This window comes from Streptomyces sp. NPDC051963, from assembly GCF_044593495.1.
Classification (GTDB): Bacteria; Actinomycetota; Actinomycetes; order Streptomycetales; family Streptomycetaceae; genus Streptomyces.
Genome location: NZ_JBIUCC010000003.1, coordinates 425,254 through 444,027 on the forward strand (window position 1 = coordinate 425,254; position 18,774 = coordinate 444,027).

The window sequence follows — 18,774 nt, forward strand, 5'->3', positions numbered from 1 at the left end:
CGGGCCGGTCAGATGGCGTCGAGTTGCAGGAGCAGCGCCTGCTGGGGCTGGAGGGTCGGCATGGGCAGTCCGAGCCCGGACAGGGTTCGGCCGCCGAGGATCAGCGAGTCCTGCTCTGCCGCGGGCAGCCAGCCGGGCGGGTGTTCGTTCAGCTCGGGCCGGCCGATCTCGGTACGCGGACGCAGCCGGTAGCGGCGGTCCGGGTCGAGGCCGGGCAGCGGGATACGGCCGGAGGTGATCGCCGGGGAGGTGCCGAGCCGCACCCAGGAGTAGAGCGCGGATGTCCGGTCGGCGGCGACGACGCCGTGCAGCAGGGTCTGCTCGTCCGCGAGGTCGGCCCGGACGACCCGCCCGCTGTGCAGGAGTGGTCGCAGCTCCTTGTAGAGCCCGGCCCAGGCACGGATCGCGCTCAGTTCCCCGCTGTCGCAGGCGTTCAGGTTCAGCTCGATTCCGGCGTGCCCGAACAGCGCGGTGGCGAGCCGGAACGGCAGTGCGGTGACACGGCGCGTCGAGTGCGCCTCGGCCGCGCCGACATGGGTGCCCACCAGCTCGGGCGGGAGGAGCTGACCGGTCCACCGCTGGATCTGCTGGCGCTCGACGGGGTCGTTGCAGTCGGAGGCCCAGACACGCTCGGTGTGCCGGAGGATGCCCAGGTCGATACGGCCGCCGCCGGCGGCGCAGGATTCGATCTCCAGCCCTCGGTGCCTGGTGTGCAGGGCGTCGAGCATCCGGTAGAGCGCCTCGGTCTGGGCCCGGACGCCGGCCCGGCCGCCGTCGTCGCGGCGGCTGGCCTCGTGGAGCTCGCGGTTGTGGTCCCACTTGATGTAGTCGATCCGGTACTCCGACACCAGGGCGTCGATGCGGTCGTACACGAACTTCCAGGCGTCCTCGTGGGCGATGTTGAGGACGTGCTGGTGTCGGACCGAGGGGCCCGCTCCGGTCTCGGGGGCGAGGATCCAGTCGGGGTGTTGCTGTGCCGGCCGGGAGCCGAGGTTGATCATCTCGGGTTCGAACCAGAGGCCGAACTCCATGCCGTGTCGCCGGACCCGCTCGACCAGCGGGGACAGACCGTCCGGCCAGACCTCGGGGTCGACGAACCAGTCGCCGAGGCCGGTGCGGTCGTTGCGGCGGCCGAGGAACCAGCCGTCGTCGAGGACGACGCGCTCCACCCCGACCGAGGCCGCCCGGTCGACGAGTTCCGACAGGGTCTCCAGGTCGTGGTCGAAGTAGACCGCTTCCCAGGTGTTGAGCACCAGCGGCCGGGGGCCCGCCGGGTGGTGCGGCCGGGATCTGAGCAGCTCGTGGAATCGGTCGGCGACGCCGTCCATACCGCCGTCGGACCAGGCGAAGTGGAGCGTCGGGCTGTCGTACGTGTCGCCCTCCCCGAGGGCGACCTCGCCCGGCAGCAGGAGCTCTCCCCCGCCGACGACCGACCGGTGTACGCCGGCGCCCTCGGGGAGCTGTTCGACGAGATAGCGCTGGTTGCCGCTCCAGGCGACGTGCATGGCCCACACCTCGCCGGTGCGGAAGCCGAACCCTTCGGTGCCCGCCATGAGCAGGTACGGCGAGTCGAGCGAGGGCCGACCGCGCCGGATCTCGCGCAGATGGGTGCCGAACGGGACGGGGACACGCTGAGGGCTGCGTTCACGCGACCACTTGCCGGTGAAGTCGACGATCTCGGTGGCCCGTTCGGGCAGGGGCAGCAGGAGGGTGAGGGCGCCGAGGTCGAAGACGTCGCCCTCGTCGGGAGTGCCGCCGGTGCGGCGGAGCCGGCCGTCGACAGTGAGGATGCCGTGCTCGTCGAGCCGGTAGCGCAGCGACAGCTCCAGGCCGAGATCGCAGTGGAGCCGGAGGGTGAGCGTCGATTCCGGCTCGTCATGGGTGTGGCCGCCGAGTCGGAAGCGCGGGTACGGCATTCCGGTCGAGCGCATCCGGCCCTCGATGCCGGGCGTGCCCGACCAGGCGTCCGCCTCGGTGGGCAGCACCGTCAACAGGCGGGGTGTGTCGGTGGAGTTGTGGGTCACGCTCGGTGTCGCGGTGATGCGGACGGCGTCGAGCTCGGCCGCCGAGAGCTCACCGAGGTCGACGCCCCAGTGCAGGACACGCGGCAGCGGGGCGCCGAGCTCGACGACGAAGCTGGTGGATCCTCCCCGCAGCTGGATCACGGGTGCGGAGTGGTCGGTGTCGAACAAGGTTCCTCGCGTCGGTCGTGACGTGACGCCGGCCGGACGGGGGCGGTGCCCGCCGGCCGGACGTCGGGACGGTGCCGGAGTCACTCGGCGATGATCGTCTTCGTCTGCTTCTGCAGCGTCGGCCAGAGACTGTCGTTCTTCTGGTGCAGGAAGTACGCCTCGAACTGCGGCCTGATCTCGGCCTCCATCGCGGAGCCGTTGTTGTAGGCCGGGGCCGGGAAGAGTTCGCCGTCGGACTGGTACTTGCCGAAGACGGACAGGTCGGGGCCGTCCTTGGCGGTGGAGTCGACGAGCTTCTTCATCGATGCGCTGATCGACGGGAAGAAGGAGCCGTTGGAGACGGCGGCCGCCGTCTGGCACTCCTCGGAACCCATGTAGGAGACCCACTTCCAGGTCTGCTCGGGGTTGTCGGTGCCGGCCCAGATGTTGTTCCCGTTCATGTTGCTGAGCACGGAACGCGTACCGTCGGGCGAGGACACCACGGGTGCGGTGCCGACGTTCACGCCGGGCAGCTTCGCCAGCGGGGGCGCGTCCCAGGATCCGCCCATGACCATGGCGACCGAGCCGGATCCGATCTGGTCCGCGTTGCCGGTGGTGAACTCGTCGAGCTTGGGGGCGTAGCCGTCGTCGACCAGGCCGCGCATGAAGTCCATCGTGTCGATGAACCGCTGGTCGCCGTAGTTGAACCGGGTGGGCCAGTTGGGCTTGTCGGTGAGTTCGAAGCCCGTGCTGCCGGCGAAGGGGCCCCATGTCGTCTGGCCGATGTTGTCGTCGGAGGCCACCGATCCGATGCCGTAGACCTTGATCTTCGTCTTGTCGAAGCCCGGCTCGTCACCGCGGACGCCCTTGCTGTCGACGGTGAGCCGCTTGACGACCTTCAGAAAGGTGCCGCCGTCCTCCGGGTTCCAGGTGAGGTTCTGGAGGTCCTCCGCCTTCAGCCCTGCTTCCTTCACCATGTCCTGGTTGAAGTAGAGGGCGCTGGCGGCCCAGTCCAGCGGCAGTGCGTACTGCTTGCCGTCGGTGAACTTCCACAGGTCGACACCGTCGGCGAAGACGCCGAGGTCGTAGTCGTTCTCCTTGATCAGGTCGTCCAGGGCGAGGATCTGGCCCTGGCTCGCATAGGACTGGAAGTACGTCACGCTGTTCTGGAAGGCGTCGGGTGCGTCCTTGGCGACGAAACCGGCGGTCAGTTTGGTGAAGTAGTCGTTCACGTTGTAGTTCGTGATCTTGACCTTGCTGCCCGGGTTCGCCTTCTCGAACCCCGGTATGCACTTGCTGTACGCGGCGGCCTGGTCGGGGGACCAGGTCCACCAGTCGACGGTGGCTCCCGCACCCTCGGTGCTGCCGTTTCCCCCGCCGCAGGCGGTGAGGGTGAGCAGGGCGGCGACGCCGGCGGCGGTGGCGGCGATCCTTCTGGTTTGCATGGGTTGCCTCTTGTGGGTGTCGGACGGGGTCACTTGATCCCGCTGAAGCCGATGGAGTTGACGATCCGCTTACCGAAAGCGACGAAGAGCAGCAGCATGGGGACCGCCGCGACGAGCGTCGCGGCCATCAGACCGGCGAAGTCGGGATGCTCCTCCGGGTTCGCCTGCTGGAAGACGCCGAGCGCCAGCGTGAGGGGCCTGACCTGCGGGTCGTTGGCGACGAGCAGGGGCCAGAAGTAGTCGTTCCAGGCCCCGATGAACGTCAGGATGGACAGCGTGACGATTGGGCCCGACGTCATCGGGAAGGTGATCCGGAACATGATCTTCAGTGGACCGGCGCCGTCGATGAGCGCGGCCTCCTCCACCTCGGTGCTCAGCCCGAGCATGAACTGGCGGAGGAAGAAGATGTTGAAGGCGGAGAACAGCGCGCCGGGCAGGACGAGTCCGGCGAAGGTGTTGATCAGACCGAGGTCGTTGATCAGCACGAAGTTGGGCAGCAGCATCAGAATGCCCGGCACCATCAGCCCGGAGAGCAGGATGGAGAACACGACGTTGCGGCCCCGCCACTGGAGTCGCGCGAAGGCGTAGGCGGCGAACGCGGAGCAGGTGACGACGGCGACCGTGAGCAGGCCCGCGTAGATCACCGAGTTGCGCAGGAAGAGCGGGATGTCGAGGGAGGCGCCCGATCCGCCCTGCGCGATCGCCTCGGCCTGGCCGGTCATGCCGAAGACGCGCTCGAAGGCGTTGAACGAGAAGCCGGGCGGCAGCATGGACGTCGGATCAGTGCTCAGCGCGTAGTTGTCCGACAGCGAGGTGCGCAGGATCCAGTAGAACGGAAAGATCGTGACCAGCAGGAATCCGATGATGTAGGCCCAGGCCACGGCCCGGCCCACCGGCAGGCGCCGACTGCGCCGGGGCACGACGGCGCCCTTCGAGGTCCGGCCTTCCGGAGCGATGACGGCGGTGGTGGTCATGGCCGGCCTCACTTCGTGTCGGATTCGTTGGCGCGCAGCAGGCGCAGCTGGATGAAGGTGATGGCGATGAGCATCGCGAAGAGGGCGAGCGACATCGTGGCCGCGTAGCCGAAGTCGAACTGGCCGAACGCCTTGTCGTAGATGTACATCTGAAGCACGTTCGTCGCGTCCGCCGGTCCGCCCTGGGTGGTGACCTGGACGATGTCGAAGACCTGGAACGAGCTGATGACGCTGAGGACGACGACCATCGCCATGATCGGTCGCAGCAGCGGCAGGGTCAGCCGCCAGAACATCTGGATCTCACTGGCGCCGTCGAGGCGGCCCGCTTCGTAGACGTCGTCCGGGATGGTCTGAAGGCCCGCGACGATGAGGATGGTGCTGTAGCCCATCGACTTCCACACGCTGATCAGCGCCAGCGACGGGATCGCCCAGCCCGGCGAGCCGAGGAACTGGATCGGTTCGGCCCCGAACTTCTCGATGAGGACGTTGATGATCCCGAGCTGCGGGTCGAGCATCCACTGCCACACCAGCCCCGCGACCACTCCGGAGATGAGGAACGGCAGGATGACCAGCCCGCGGACCACCGTCGATCCGGTCAGCCGGTGCAGTACGACCGCGGTGAGCAGCGAGACCGTGAGGCCGACCCCGACGGAGAGGACGACGAAGTACAGGGTCACCCGCAGCGAGTGCCAGAACTTCTCGTCGCCGATCAGCGTCCTGATGTTGTCCAGTCCGGTCCAGACCGGCGGGCTGAGGATCTTGAAGTCCGTGAAGCTGAGGTAGACGCCCCGCAGCGTCGGATAGACCGCGAACACCGCGAAGCCCAGTACGGCCGGCGCTATCAGCAGCAGGGCCGGCCGCCAGTCGTTGCGGTGCGTCGGGTTGCGCAACTGTCCACGCCGGATGGCACGTTCACGCCCTCCCGGCCGGGTTCTCAGCGTCGTTGCCATGAACTCTCCCTTGAGCAGCCACCCCTGGGCAGCACGTCGGCGGCTCACCGACGTGTGGCGACCATAGGTTCAATACATTCCCCTGTCCAGTAATTGTGTTGCTCGATGCTGGAAGTAATCCGTTGTATTACTTGGCAAACGAAACTAAGGTGTCCGGGGCAGGACGTTGCCGTAGCGGACACCGGGGATGAACCATGAGCGATGTGCCAGCAGCCCGCGACAACGACGCGACGACCGGCGACGACGCCACCGTCCCCCCGGCCCTCAAGTGGGGCCGGCTGCCCACGGCCCCCGCCGTGACGACGGTCCTGACCGAGATCCTCAAGCGCGGCCCGATCCCGCGCATCGAGGTCGCCCGGCGGGCCGGACTGTCCCAGACCGCCGTGACCAAGGCGGTCGCCCGCCTCGCCGAACACGGTCTGATCTCCGCCCACGACCACCGCCGTTCGTCGGCACCCGGTCGTCCGGTGCAGCCGCTGAGCGTGCACGAGGAGGCGGCCCTTGCGATCGGCATCACGGTCCGCGTCGACGCGATCTTCGGCGTGGTCACCACGCTCCGCGCCGACGTACGGCACTCGATCCACCGTCCGCTCCCCAGCACGGTTCCGGCGGCGGTCGCCGACAGCGTGGCCACCGTGATCGACCTGCTCCTCGCGGAACTCGGCCCCGACGCCGAGCGGGTGCTCGGCGCCGGTGTCGCGGTGTCCGGCGAGGTCGACAGCGAGCTGGGGATCGTCCGCAACTCACCGAGGCTCAACTGGACGGACGTACCTCTGCGTGACCTCGTCCGCGAACGCCGGGATCTGCCTGTCCTGGTCGACAACGACGTCCGGGCACTGTCCGTCGCCGAGGAGTGGTTCGGCATCGGCGTCGACGCGAACTCGTTCGCCATCCTGACCATCGGCGCCGGAATCGGCTGCGGACTGTACGTCAACGGCGACATCGTCACGGGCGATCACGGGGTGGCCGGCGAGATCGGCCATCTGCCGCTCGGCCCGAGCGACCTGCTGTGCACCTGCGGGCGGCACGGCTGCGTCGAGACGGTCGCCTCGACGAGCGCCATCGTCCACGCCATCCGCACCGCCCGGCAGGATCCGCTGCTCACCATGCGGGAGGCCGTCGCACTGGCGCGCGGCGGCGACGAAGTGGCCCGTGGCGCATTCGAGCGCGCCGGATCCGTGCTGGGACTCGCGCTGGCCACCGTGGCGAACCTGGTCGGCCCGAGCAGCATCCTGGTGGCCGGCGAGTCCGTCGCCAACTACGACCTCTTCGACCTGCGGCTGCGCGAGGCCTTCGAAGCGCACGTCTTCGGCTCGGCCGGCGCCTGCACCATCGTCGCGAAATCCCACACCTTCGAGGACTGGGCGCGCGGCTCCGCGGCCTCGGCGATCCAGGCGTTGGTCAAGGGGAAGCTGGCCGCACAGTCCTGATTCGGAGATCACCATGGGCATAGAGCTGGTCTGGCTGAAGACCTGGCTCGACGTCGTCGACACCGGCAGCTTCGCCAGAGCCGCCGAAGCCATACCCCTCTCCCAGCCGCGTGTCTCCGCGCATGTGGCGAACCTGGAGCGGGCGCTCGGCTGCACACTGATCGAGCGCCGGGTCCGGCCGCTCGCCCTCACCGAGGACGGGCGCGCCCTGCTGCCCAAGGCGCGGGCCGTGCTCGCCGCGGTGGACGACCTCACCGCCCACCGTCACGGTCAGGACCAGCTGACCGGCCTGCTCAAGGTCGCCAGCTTCGCCAGCGCGAGCGACGCCTTCCTGCCGACCGTCGTACGGCACCTGCGAACGGACCATCCGGGACTGGAGGTCGGCATTTTCGACGGCGACGTCCAGTCCATCGAGACCGCGCTGACCGACCGCCGTGTCACCGTCGCACTACGGCCGTTGCGCCCCGAACCCGTGGACCGCGCCCTCACCTGTCTCCCGCTGTGGCGCGAACCGTTCGTCGTCCTCCTCCCCACCGGCCATCCTCTGCTGGCCGAGAAGACGGTCGCGCTGGAACAGCTCACCGGCTCCCGGATCATCACCATCGGAAACCCCCTGCTCGACTCCTACCTCGGTTACGAGGCCGAGGCCGCACTGCACGCCAGCTACGTGGAGGTACCGATGGGGCAGGTCTCACAACAGCCCGCCACGCTCGCGGCCATGGTCCGCGCCGGGCTCGGTGTCGGCGTCGTCAACCTGCTGGCCGCGTCGATGGTCCGACAGGACGGGCTCGAGCACCGTCCGATCCGCGACCTGCACCGCCATCGCGACGTCGGTGTCTGGTGGCACGGCGAACGGCCGCTCCCCCGCGCCTCCAAGGCGTTCATCGACCTGGTCGTGGCGGCACCGCTGCCGGCGGGCACGATGCCGGTCCCGCCGAGCGCATAGCCGGGCGTCCCTCGGATCACGGATGGCCGCCATCCGCGATCCACTATTGCCCGGCGACAAGGGTGCTGGCTGCAATGAACTCGCCGCAGGCCGTTCCGCCCCACAGCGAAGGAGAAGAACACCCCATGCCCGACGATGCTCCGCAGATACTCGGTGTGCTGTCGCCCGGTCTCAGCGACCTGATCCACGGCGACGCAGGCGCCGACATCGTCTCGGTGGAGACGTACGCGCTCGCCGTGCCACTCGCGCGGACCATCGCGGATGCCACCGTGGCCATGGACCACTGGACAGTCCCCGTCGTCGAGATCCGCACCCGTGACGGCCTGATCGGCACCGGCATCTCCGGTGTCCACACCGGTTCCGAACTGCTGTGTTCCGTCATCGACGACTACTACGCCCCCACCCTGCTCGACGCCTCCTCCGAGGACATCCTCGGCACCTGGAACCGCCTGTACTGGCTGCCCACCCACTGGATAGGCCGGGCCGGCCCCGTGCACATGGCGCTCGGCATGGTCGACATCGCGCTCTGGGACCTCGCCGCACAGCGCGCCGGCGTCCCGCTGTGGCGGCTCCTCGGCGGCACCGCCGATCCCATCGAGGCGTACAACACCGACGGCGGGTGGCTCAACGCCCCCGTCGACGAGCTCATCCGCGGTCTGACCGCTCTCCTCGACCAGGGCTGGCGGCGGGTGAAGGTCAAGGTGGGCAAGCCGGACTGGCGGGAGGACGCCGCCCGGCTCAGGGCGGTGCGCGCGGCACTCGGCGACGACGTGACCCTGATGTGCGACGCCAACCAGCGCTGGGACCTGTCGACCGCGAACCGGATCATGCCCGTTCTCGAGGAGACCCGCATGGACTGGGTGGAGGAACCGCTGCACGCCGACGACCTCGACGGCCATACCGCCCTGCAACGGTCGACCGGCCTGGACATCGCCGCCGGTGAAAGCATCTACAGCTACCAGCAGTTCAACGGCTTCATCACCCACGACGCCATCCGTGTCGTCCAGCCCGACGCCACCCGGCTCGGCGGCGTGACCGAATGGCTTCAGGTGACCGGGCTCGCCACCGCCCGTGGCCTGCGCGTCGCACCGCACGCCGGCGACATGATGCAACTCCATCAGCACCTCGTCGGCGTCGGCCTGTCTGCGGCACCGCCGCTCGTCGAGTTCATCCCGTGGACCCAGGACGCCTACACCGAACGCAGCGTCGTCCGCGAGGGCTACCTCCAGCGCCCGCAGGCCCCGGGCGCCGCCACCGCCGTGGACCCCAAGGCCCGTCACAACTGGCAGCTCCGCGGCATCGGCGCGCTGCGCACCGCATAGCGGGATCCCAACCGATCCGTTCGGGTCGGCTCAGGTAAGGAGTTTCGCGAGCCGGGCCATCTCGGTGGGCGGGTCGATCACCGGCTGGATGAGGAGTTCGTCGACGCCGGCCTGTTCCAGGGTGGTGATGCGGGCGAGGAGGTCGTCGCGGGTGCCGACCAGGGCCAGGGTGTTCATCAGCGAGGGCAGGACCAGGTCCCGGTCCTGCGGTGCGATGCGTCCGAGGTAGTTGGGGTAGAGCTTGGTGTGCCGGTCCGGCGCGGTGGCGGTGGTGCCACGCCGGTCGAGAAGCCGCCGCACCGCCTCGCGTTCCTCGGGGCCGAGTTGCTCGGCGAAGGCGTGTGTGTCGGCGGCTGTGTCGGCGGCGAAGGCCAGCAGCGACAGGACGAGATGGCCCGTCGCGTCCCGGGCCGCCTCGCCGTGGGGGTCCTCGTCCTCGTCGAGCAGGTGGAGCGAGGTGACCACGTAGGAGTCGGGGTCGCGGGGTGTGCCCTGGGCGGCGTGGCGGCGGGTGTCGTGCAGTGCGCGCCAGGCGGTGGGGTCCAGCAGGCCGAAGGAGATGAGGCCGGTGCCGCGGCGGCCGGCGACGGAGGCGGCCTTCGGTCCGAGCAGCGCGGCCACGACGAACTCGATCGGGTCGGCGGTGTTCACCTGCGCCCCGGCGTGCAGGAACCGGATGTCGCGGACCCGGTCGCCTTCGCGGTACTCGGTCGAACGTCCGGCGCACAGGTCCTGGAGTGCGACGGTGAAGTTCTCCAACCTGGCCGCCGTGGTCGGCCGCATGCCCAGGGTGCGCCGGGCGGTGTTCCCGGTGCCGACTCCGCAGATGATCCGGCCCGGTGCCAGGGCGTTGAGGCTGGCGAGCCCGTTCGCGGCGGCCGGGGCCGAGCGCAGCGCCGGTGAGGTTACACCGATGCCGAGCCTGATGCGGCTGGTGGCCTTCGCACACAGGCCCAAGGCGACGAAGGGGTCGCCGTGGACCATCGGGGTGTCGTTGATCCAGAAGCTGTGCAGGCCCAACTCCTCGGCCCGCACGGCGAGTTCCTCCACACCGGGCTGCGCGGCGACGACGACACCTGCACGCATCAGAACCTCCGAGGTGTGCGGATCGAACCGAACCCGTTCAGCATGGCAGGTACCGGCGCAGGGCCGTTGCGGAGTCGCGCGGTTCGAACTCGGCGTCCGAGAAGTCGATCCGGTGCGGGAAGTGGCTCTCGGCCGTCGCGATCACGATCAAGGGCCGGTTTCGGATGCCTCCGAAACCGGCCCTGATCTGCGACTGTCTTCAGTCGGGACGACAGGATTTGAACCTGCGACCCCTTGACCCCCAGTCAAGTGCGCTACCAAGCTGCGCCACGTCCCGGCGCGCGCCCCGCGGTGACCCGCGAGAACACGCAGGTCAACCCTAACGCACGCGGACGGGTTCTGTTGCCGGGTCCGTGGAGGCGGCGCGTGCGCGGGCGGTCAGGGCCGTGGCCCGCCGGGCGGGGACCAGCAGTGCCGCCAGTGCCGCGGCCAGGAGGAGTGCGGCCAGCAGGGCGAAACCGTGGGTGTAGCCGGACTCGTGGGGCAGGCCGGACGGCTGGAGGTGGCCGGTGACCAGGACGCTGGTGATCGCGGCGCCGATGGATCCGCCGATGGTGCGGATGTTGGCGTTCATGCCGGTCGCGGCGCCGGTCTGGTCGGCGGGGACGCTGCCCACGATCAGGTTGGCCATGGAGGCGAAGGCCAGTCCGATGCCGAGACCGAACACGCCTGCCACGAAGGCCACTTGCCACTGCTCGTCATGCCACAGGGCGAGGAAGCCACAGGCGAGCGCGCCGAGCGCCGCACCGGTCGTGAGGAGTGTCTTGGCGCCCAGGACGGGTTCCAGGCGGCCGCTCAGCACACCCGAGAAGAACATCGCGACGAGCATCGGCAGCATGAGCAGTCCGGCGGCGGTGACGCTCGATCCGAAGCCGTATCCGGCGGAGCTGGGGGTCTGTACGAATCCGGGGAGGAAGGACCAGATCGCGTACATGCCCGCGCCGAACAGCAACGCGGCGGTGTTGGTGGTCCACACGGCGGGCAGCCGCATCACCCGCAGGTCGATCAGTGGCGTGCGGGAGCGGGCCTCCGTCAGCAACCACAGCGCGAACAGTACGACGGCGGCGGCGAACAGGCCGATCACCCGGGCCGAGCCCCAGCCCCAGACGCTCGCCTGGCTGAGCGGCAGCAGCAGCGCAACGAGCCAGGCCGAGAGCAGACCGGCACCGAGCCAATTGACGTTGCCCGCTGCCCGGTTGGGCGACTCGGGCACATAGCGCAGGGCTATGAGTGTGGTGACGGCGACGATCGCGACGGGGATCCAGAACAGCCAGCGGTAGTCGAGCGCGGACACGATCGGTCCGGCCGCGACGATACCGACGCCACCGCCCGCGGCGATCACGGCCGACAGGTTGCTGATGCTGCCGCTGACCTGGGAGGCGGCGAACTCGTCCCGGATGATGCCGAAGGAGAGCGGGAACAGCGCGCCGCCGACGCCCTGTATGACTCGCGCGGCGATCAGTACGCCGATGGTCGGTGCGAGCGCGGCCACCAGACAGCCGACCGCCACGACGAAGAGGACGGCGACGAGTGTGCGCTTCTTGCCGATCAGGTCGCCGACGCGGCCCAGGATCGGCGTGAAGATCGAGGCAGAGAGCAGATACGCCGTCATCACCCAGGTCGCGGTGGACTGCGAGGTGTTGAGCGCGTGCTGAACGGTCGGCAGGGCCGGCGCGATCAGCGACTGGAGCATCGAGAACACACCGGCTCCGCTCGCGAGGACCGCGAAGGTGAGACGGGTGGAGTTGCGGGGCATGGAGAGCCTCTCCGAATTCGAGCAGGGTGCGGCCGACAGCGTCGGTCGCGGACGGGCATGTGGGGGCTTCGCGCCGGTGACGTCACGCGTCCACGGCGAACGGACCCCGCACTGCTAAAGTGGAGGTATCCATCCACTTTAGCGGAGGCCACCCTCCGCTTCAACCGCGCCCACCCGGGAGGCACCAGTGACGGCCCAGCCGTACCCCGTCAGCGAGATCGTCGCGTCGCGCCGGCCGCACCGTAAGGACGCCGCGCGCAACTACGACGCACTGCTGGCGGCCGCCCGTGAGGCGTTCGCCGAGCACGGCGCGGAGGCCTCGCTGGAGGACATCGCACGGCGGGCGGGCGTCGGCATCGGCACGCTGTACCGGAACTTCCCGACCCGCCGCCATCTGTTCGAGAGCGTGTACGCGACCGAGGTGAACGAGCTGTGCCGGGCCGCCGAGGAGGTGGCGGACCAGGAGCCGTGGGGGGCGCTCACCTCGTGGCTGCGGCGGTTCGTCGACTACACGGTCACCAAGCGGGCCATCCGCGAGGCCCTCAACGACGAGTCGGACATCTTCCTGGCCTGCCGGGAGTCGATGTTCGCGGCGGGCGGCCCGCTGTTCGCGCGGGCGCAGGAGGCGGGCGAGGCGCGCAAGGACCTGGACTTCGACGACCTGCTGCGGATGATCTCCGGCATCTCCGCGACGAACTTCCTCGACGAGGCCCAGCGCGACCGGGTGCTGACCGTCGCGCTCGACGGTGTGCGCGCCAGGGACTGAAGCACTCCCCCGACCAGGCCACCCTGTCGTACGATTGCGTTACTCAAGTAATCGTCTCTGTCGGGCCCGGTCCCCTCAGTCGATGCGAACGGAGCCGCATGTCCCTCCTGGCCCGGCCCGCGGTGGCCGCACTCGTCGCCAAGACCATGCAGCGCGCGACCCGGGCGGCGGCCCGGCGCTCGGGCGGCCGTGGCTCCGACGCCGCCTGGCACGCCCGCTTCCCCGAATACCCCCGCAAGGTCCGCGAGTTGACCATCCCCACCTCGGTCGGACCGGCCCGCGCCGTGGTGTACCTGCCGTCGGCCGACCGGACTCCTCCCGTGCACATCAACTTCCACGGCGGCGGCTTCGTCATGGCGGTGACGGAGATCGACGATCCGCTGTGCCGTTTCCTCGCCGCCGAGGCGGGCGTGGCCGTGGTGAACGTGGACTATGCCGTCGCCCCGCAGCACCCGTTTCCCGCGCCGCCCCGCCAGGCCTTCGAGGTCGCGCGCTGGGTCGCGGGGCACGGGGCCGAGCAGGGCTGGGACGGCGGGCGGCTCACCGTGGGCGGGCAGAGCGCGGGCGGCGGGCTTGCGGCGGCGGTGGCCCGCCAGGCGCTGGAGGAGGGCGACCCCCCGATCGCCCTCCAGGTCCTGCACTATCCCCCGCTCGATCTGGCGACCGGCGCACGCAACAAGCGGGCCGCGATCGACCGGCCGATGCTACGACCGTGGATGGCGGACGTCTTCAACTCGTCGTACGTCCCGGACCCGCGGCTGCGCACCGACCGGCTCGCCTCCCCAGCCCATCCGTCGGACACCACGGACCTGAAGGGCATCGCCCCGGCGCTGATCGTCACGGCCGAGTACGACCTCCTGAAGTCCGAGGCCGTGGCCTACGCCGACCGCCTGCGTACGGCGGGCGCCCTGGCCGGCCATCACGACGTGCCGGGCGCCGACCACGGATACGACGACCAGGACGACCGACGGGCCAAGGACACCTACTCCCTGATGGCCCGTCACATACGCCAGGCCGTCGGCATCTGAAACCTCAGACGGACGGCACCTCGACGCCGAACTTCGCCGCGCTCTCCGTCAGTTCGCGCCACACCTTCGGCGTCACCGGCACCCCCTTCTCCCCCCGCTCCACGGCCACCGCCGCACTCCGCTCACCGGGGTAGAACACCCCGTCCGCCCCGTCCGTCACCGGCAGGGACTTGAGCGTGCCCAGGGTCGTGTCGACGGCGGCGGTGAACGCGGACGGGTCTCCGAACGCCGCCGGGTCGACGGCGATGAGAAGGGCGTTCTGGCGGTGCCCGCGGCCCTGCGGATCGTCCGAATGGAACGCGGAGAAGATCGGCGCGCCGACCAGCACGCTGGTCAGCAGCTCGAACGCGAGGGACATGCCGGAGCCCTTGGCGCCGCCCAGCGGCAGCGGCATCACGGCCTGCTCCGGGTCGGTGGTGGGCGTGCCGTCCTCGGTGGCGGCCGCGCCCTCGGGCAGCGCGGTGCCGCTCGCCCTGGCCTGGCGGATCTTGCCGAGGGCGATCGTGGCGGTGGCCATGTCGAGGACAAGGGGGGCGTGGCTCTGTGCCGGTACGGCGATGGCGAGCGGGCTGGTCGCCACCGCGGCGCCCTTGACGCCGGTGTAGCCCATGTTGGGCATGCCGGCGACGAACCCGAGCCCTACCAGGCCCTGTTCGGCGATCCTCGACACGTAGTAGCCGATGGCTCCGGTGTGCACGGTACGGCGTACGCCGACCGACGCGATGCCGGTCGCCTTGGCCCGCTTGACGGCTTCGTCGGCGGCGGCGCTGAGCGCGACCGGACCGGGCGCGCGGTCGGCGTCCAGGACGGCGGCGGCCGGGGTGGTGGACTCGACCGTGATCTCGGCCCGGGCGTTGGCCACGCCCTTGGCCAGCAGCTCCAGGTACGCCGGGACGCGCGCTATGCCATGGGAGTCGACGCCACGCAGCGCGGCCCACACGAACACATCGGCGGTGGTGCGGGCGTGCTCGGGGCTCAGGCCGCCCTGCTGAAGCAGTGCGGCGGAGAAGGTCCGCAGGTCGTCGGCGGGTACCAGGACCTTCTTGGGGGTGTCGGACATGGTGGCGGATGCCTCCTGGTTCATCGGGTGACGAGGACGTCGACGACGGCCGTGGTGCCCTCCGTCACGGCCTTGAGGGCACGCTCCAGCGCGGGCGCCAGCGCCCCGGGCGTGTCGACGCACTCGGTGTGCATCCCGAACGGCTCGGCGAACCGGTCCAGTCGGGGCAGCCGGTGCAGATCGGTACCGAGCCACTCGCCGGTCTCGGCGGCCGCCCCGTCGGGATAGAACCTGCGGTGGTTGAGGTTCATGGACTTGTAGGCGCGGTTGTTGAACACCACGATCAGCAACGGGAGTTCGTAGGTCTTGGAGGCGTCGTACGACGGGATGACCGGGTTGTACGCGAAGGCGCCGTCGCCGATGGTGAGCACCACCGGGCGTTCCCGGGCGGCGAGTTTGACGCCGAGGGCGACGGCGATGCCCTGGCCCAGACCGCCCTGTACGTAGAAGTACGAGTCGGGTGCGTCGGTCCGGAGGTGCCGCTTGAGGACCCGGCTGTGGGTGATGGTCTCGTCGACGACGATCGCGTCGTTGCCGTCGAGCAGGGTGCGCAGGGTCGCGGCGACGAGTACCGGATCGATGCCCTCGGCCTGCTCGGCCTTGGCTTCGGCGGCGGCGACGGCGGTCTGCTCCTCGGCATGGTGCTGCGCCTGCTCCGCGTACCGCGTCGTCACCGCCGCCTCGTCGAGGCCCTTCGCCCGCTTGGCCAGCTGGCGCAGGGTGTTGGTGACGTTGCCCTCCAAGTACCGGTCCGCGAACAGGACTTGGTAGACGACGTGCGGGCGCTGCGGCACCTCGTCGATGACGACGATCCTCGCCTTGGCGGGGCGGCGCGACGGCGGGTAGAAGGGCGCCCGGCAGTTGACGAGGAGGATCAGGTCCGCCTCGTCGATCCAGGGGCCGATGTCGCTGCCGGCGTGCAGCGGATGGGTGCGCGGGAAGTTGCCGCAGACCGCCGATTCGGGCTCGACGACCGGGATGCTCCAGGCCTCCGCGAAGGCGACCAGTGCCTCGAAGCCGCCCCTCTCGCGGCCCGCGGTCTCGGTGACGATCACGGGGCGTACGGCCTCGCGGATCATCCGGGCGACGGCGTCGACCTCTTCGGGCGAGCTGTGCGTGGAGCCCGGCGGGACGATCGCCTTGGCCTCGCGGCCGTCCCACTCCGCAAGGAGGATCTCCAGCGGGATGTTCAGATACGCCGGACCGGCCGGGGCGCGCCAGGCCAGTTCCGCCGCCCGCGTGATCATCGTGGGCAGCGTGTGCACGCTCGCCGCCTCGGTGGACCACTTGGTGAACGGCTGCGCCACGCCGTGCGGGCCGCCCACGACGGACAGGTTGCGGTACCACTGGCCGCCCGGGTCGGGGCCGGGCCCGTCGCCGTAGGTGGTGGACTCGGAGGACGTGACCACCATCGGGACACCGGCGAGCAGCGCCCCGTGGACGGCCATGGAGCCCTGGAGCAGGCCCGGCGCCGCGTGCAGCACGACACCCTGGGGGCGGCGCTCGACGAGACCGTAGCCGGTGGCCATGCCGACCGCCACCGTCTCGTGGGTCAGATCCAGGTACTCCGGCGCCGGTGCGCCGTCCCGGTGACGGCGCGCCAGGGACTCCCACACCGGAGCCCATTCGGACCCCGATGCGCAGAAGACGTAGTCCGCGCCGACGGCGTTGAAGGCGGATACGAAGGCATCGCCGCCGTCGCCGTAGGACGTGTCGTTGTCGGTCATCTCAGCCCTCGATCGGCCAGTTCAGGACCTCGGAGATACCGCGGCCCATGATCCACTCGAGCTCCTCGGGGGTGAAGTCCCAGTGCTTGGTGAACTGTTCGATGGTGTCGGTGTAGGTGATGCCGTGGCCGAGCAGGCGGGTGATGTCGGTGCCGTAGAAGCAGCGCTGCGGGCCCATCCTGTCGACCATCTCCCGCACGTACTTCTCGATGTTCTTGTTCGGGAAGGGCTGCGTGGAGTAGCCCGGGAGCGCCGAGACCTTGACGTAGATGTTCGGGTGGACGTGCAGGTCGGCGGTCTCCTGGACCCAGTAGCCGATCGCGTCGTCGACACAGCGGGCCATGATGCCCATATGGTCGATGATGATCTTCAGGCCGGGGTGCCCGGCGGCGATCTGGCCGAGCTCACGCTTCCAGATCGGGGCGTGGACCATGGTGGGAATGGAGAGTTCCTCAGCGATCGGCCAGTACCAGTCGTTGGTGCCGTCGATCATCCAGTTGCGGTCCTGCGGACGGTGGAAGGTGAGCCGGGTGCCCTTGATGTGCGGGTTCTCGGCGAAGTCCTTCAGCATGGCCGTGCCCTCGGCCTCGTCGTCCTGCGGGACGCGGGCCATGATGCCGAAGCGGTCCGGGTGGGCCTCGCAGGCCTCAAGGGCGTAGTCGATGCGGTTGCCCTCCCAGGACGGGGGCAGGATCAGGGCCCGGTTGACGCCGGCCTCGTCCATGAGCTCCAGGGCCTCTTCGTAGGAGAAGGGGTCCTCGCGGTGGCCGTTCAGACGGATCCGCTCGCGGGCGCCCGGGACCCAGGGGCGGTCCGGGGTCTCTTCCTTCCAGATATGGATCTGGGTGTCGACGACGAACATGCCGTGAGCTCGCTTTCGTTGAGGTGGTTCAGAGTTCTTCGGAGGTGGTTCGGAAGGCGGCGTCCACGATGTGCTCCGCGATCGCCATCGACGAAGTCGCCGCGGGCGAGGGGGCGTTGCGGACAGCGGTGACGGCGCCCATGCGGTGGATGGCGAAGTCGTCCACGAGCGAGCCGTCCCGGCCCAGCGCCTGGGCCCGTACACCGGCTCCGCCGCGTACGACGTCCAAGGCGTGGATGCCGGGGACGTACGCCATGGCGTCCTTCATGTAGGACCTCACCGACAGCGAGCCGCGCATCTCCTTGATGCCGGTGCGCCAGTGCCGTTTCGCCAGTTGCCACATGCCGGGGAAGGCGGCGATACGGCGCAGCTCGCGCGGGTCGATGGTGGAGAGGCGGTATCCCTCGCGGGCGAAGGCGAGGACGGCGTTGGGGCCGACCTCGACCTCGCCGCCGACCCGACGGGTGAAGTGCACGCCCAGGAAGGGGTAACGCGGGTCGGGCACCGGGTAGATGAGGCCGCGCACCATGTGCGCCTTCTCCGCGGAGACCGTCATGTACTCGCCGCGGAAGGGCACGATCCGCGGTTCGTCGCCGTCGTCGGCGAGGCGGGCGACCTGGTCGCTGTGGAGTCCGGCGCAGAGGACGAGCCGGTCGACGGTGAGCGTTTCGTCGCCGGCGGCGACCTCGATGCCGCCGCCGGTGAGCCGGGTGATCCGGGTGACGGGGAAGCCGAGCCGTACCTCGCCGCCGGCCTCCTCGATGTCCTTCGCGAAGGACTGCGCGATCGCGGTGTAGTCGGTGATGGCGGTGCGCGGGGAGTGGACGGCCGCCCTGCCCATGGCGTGCGGTTCGATCTCGCGGATCTCGCTCGCGGAGACACGGCGCACGCCGGGCACCTTGTTCTCCAGGGACCTGGCGAACAGCGCCTCCATACGCGGGACTTCGGCGTCGTCGACCGCGAGGACGAGCTTGCCGCACTCGTCGTAGGGCAGGTGCCGGTCCTGGCAGTACTCACGGATCAGTCCCATGCCCCGGGTGCACAGCCGCGCCTTGAGGCTGCCCGGCGTGTAGTAGATCCCGGCGTGCACCACACCGGAGTTGTGGCCGGTCTGGTGGACGGCGACCTGCCGCTCCTTCTCCAGCACCACGACCCGGGTGCCGGGGCGGCGCAGGGCGATCTCGCGAGCCGTGGCCAGGCCCACGATGCCGGCGCCGACGATGCCGATCGTCTCGTCTGCCATCGGCGGCC

General features: G+C 69.9%; 15 protein-coding genes and 1 tRNA gene. 5 read left to right on the forward strand and 11 right to left on the reverse strand.

Features of this window, described 5'->3' with window-relative positions; translation table 11 throughout:
- Positions 1-8: 8 nt before the first annotated feature.
- The 4 genes from ACIHFB_RS14185 to ACIHFB_RS14200 all read right to left on the reverse strand — a co-directional run bounded on the left by ACIHFB_RS14185 (position 9) and on the right by ACIHFB_RS14200 (position 5,540).
- Positions 9-2,192 (reverse strand): alpha-galactosidase, encoded by a 2,184-nt coding sequence (locus tag ACIHFB_RS14185; RefSeq protein WP_365280446.1) that lies wholly within the window; start codon positions 2,190-2,192, stop codon positions 9-11.
- An 80-nt stretch (positions 2,193-2,272) separates the two neighbouring features.
- Complete coding sequence (locus tag ACIHFB_RS14190) at positions 2,273-3,616, reverse strand: sugar ABC transporter substrate-binding protein (protein WP_365280449.1); 1,344 nt, start codon at positions 3,614-3,616, stop codon at positions 2,273-2,275.
- A 29-nt stretch (positions 3,617-3,645) separates the two neighbouring features.
- A complete protein-coding gene (locus ACIHFB_RS14195) occupies positions 3,646-4,590 on the reverse strand; it encodes a carbohydrate ABC transporter permease (RefSeq protein ID WP_365280451.1) in 945 nt (314 codons plus the stop codon).
- An 8-nt stretch (positions 4,591-4,598) separates the two neighbouring features.
- Complete coding sequence (locus ACIHFB_RS14200; RefSeq protein WP_365280454.1) at positions 4,599-5,540, reverse strand: sugar ABC transporter permease; 942 nt, start codon at positions 5,538-5,540, stop codon at positions 4,599-4,601.
- Positions 5,541-5,734: 194 nt separating this feature from the next.
- On the opposite strand from ACIHFB_RS14200, the gene ACIHFB_RS14205 reads away from it, so the two are divergent.
- The 3 genes from ACIHFB_RS14205 to ACIHFB_RS14215 all read left to right on the forward strand — a co-directional run bounded on the left by ACIHFB_RS14205 (position 5,735) and on the right by ACIHFB_RS14215 (position 9,238).
- Entirely contained in the window at positions 5,735-6,970 is a 1,236-nt protein-coding gene (locus tag ACIHFB_RS14205; protein ID WP_365280457.1) for an ROK family transcriptional regulator, read from the forward strand.
- 13 nt (positions 6,971-6,983) lie between these two features.
- Positions 6,984-7,916, forward strand: coding sequence for a LysR family transcriptional regulator (locus tag ACIHFB_RS14210; protein WP_365280460.1), 933 nt, complete (start codon positions 6,984-6,986; stop codon positions 7,914-7,916).
- Between the two features lie 125 nt (positions 7,917-8,041).
- A complete protein-coding gene (locus ACIHFB_RS14215) occupies positions 8,042-9,238 on the forward strand; it encodes a mandelate racemase/muconate lactonizing enzyme family protein (RefSeq protein ID WP_365280462.1) in 1,197 nt (398 codons plus the stop codon).
- A gap of 30 nt (positions 9,239-9,268) precedes the next feature.
- On the opposite strand, the gene ACIHFB_RS14220 is transcribed toward ACIHFB_RS14215, so the two are convergent.
- The 3 genes from ACIHFB_RS14220 to ACIHFB_RS14230 form a co-directional block, all read right to left on the reverse strand.
- Positions 9,269-10,324, reverse strand: a complete 1,056-nt coding sequence (locus ACIHFB_RS14220) for an LLM class flavin-dependent oxidoreductase (protein ID WP_365280465.1) — start codon at positions 10,322-10,324, stop codon at positions 9,269-9,271.
- A gap of 203 nt (positions 10,325-10,527) precedes the next feature.
- Positions 10,528-10,601: transfer RNA gene (locus tag ACIHFB_RS14225), tRNA-Pro, on the reverse strand.
- A 42-nt stretch (positions 10,602-10,643) separates the two neighbouring features.
- Entirely contained in the window at positions 10,644-12,080 is a 1,437-nt protein-coding gene (locus ACIHFB_RS14230; RefSeq protein WP_365280467.1) for an MFS transporter, read from the reverse strand.
- 187 nt (positions 12,081-12,267) lie between these two features.
- Between ACIHFB_RS14230 and ACIHFB_RS14235 the strand changes: the two genes are divergently transcribed.
- The gene (locus ACIHFB_RS14235) at positions 12,268-12,846 is read left to right on the forward strand and encodes a helix-turn-helix domain-containing protein (RefSeq protein ID WP_365280470.1); all 579 of its coding nucleotides are present in this window, start codon (positions 12,268-12,270) and stop codon (positions 12,844-12,846) included.
- A gap of 98 nt (positions 12,847-12,944) precedes the next feature.
- Entirely contained in the window at positions 12,945-13,874 is a 930-nt protein-coding gene (locus ACIHFB_RS14240) for an alpha/beta hydrolase (protein ID WP_400126906.1), read from the forward strand.
- Positions 13,875-13,878: 4 nt separating this feature from the next.
- On the opposite strand, the gene ACIHFB_RS14245 is transcribed toward ACIHFB_RS14240, so the two are convergent.
- Genes ACIHFB_RS14245 through lhgO form a run of 4 tightly spaced genes read right to left on the reverse strand, consistent with a single transcriptional unit; the run spans position 13,879 to position 18,766 of the window.
- Positions 13,879-14,934 (reverse strand): Ldh family oxidoreductase, encoded by a 1,056-nt coding sequence (locus ACIHFB_RS14245; protein ID WP_400126907.1) that lies wholly within the window; start codon positions 14,932-14,934, stop codon positions 13,879-13,881.
- Between the two features lie 20 nt (positions 14,935-14,954).
- On the reverse strand, positions 14,955-16,661 hold the full coding sequence (locus ACIHFB_RS14250; protein WP_365280479.1) for a thiamine pyrophosphate-dependent enzyme: 1,707 nt from the start codon (positions 16,659-16,661) through the stop codon (positions 14,955-14,957).
- A gap of 1 nt (position 16,662) precedes the next feature.
- Positions 16,663-17,523 (reverse strand): amidohydrolase family protein, encoded by an 861-nt coding sequence (locus tag ACIHFB_RS14255; protein ID WP_400126908.1) that lies wholly within the window; start codon positions 17,521-17,523, stop codon positions 16,663-16,665.
- Between the two features lie 28 nt (positions 17,524-17,551).
- A complete protein-coding gene (lhgO, locus tag ACIHFB_RS14260) occupies positions 17,552-18,766 on the reverse strand; it encodes an L-2-hydroxyglutarate oxidase (RefSeq protein ID WP_400126909.1) in 1,215 nt (404 codons plus the stop codon).
- Positions 18,767-18,774: the final 8 nt, after the last annotated feature.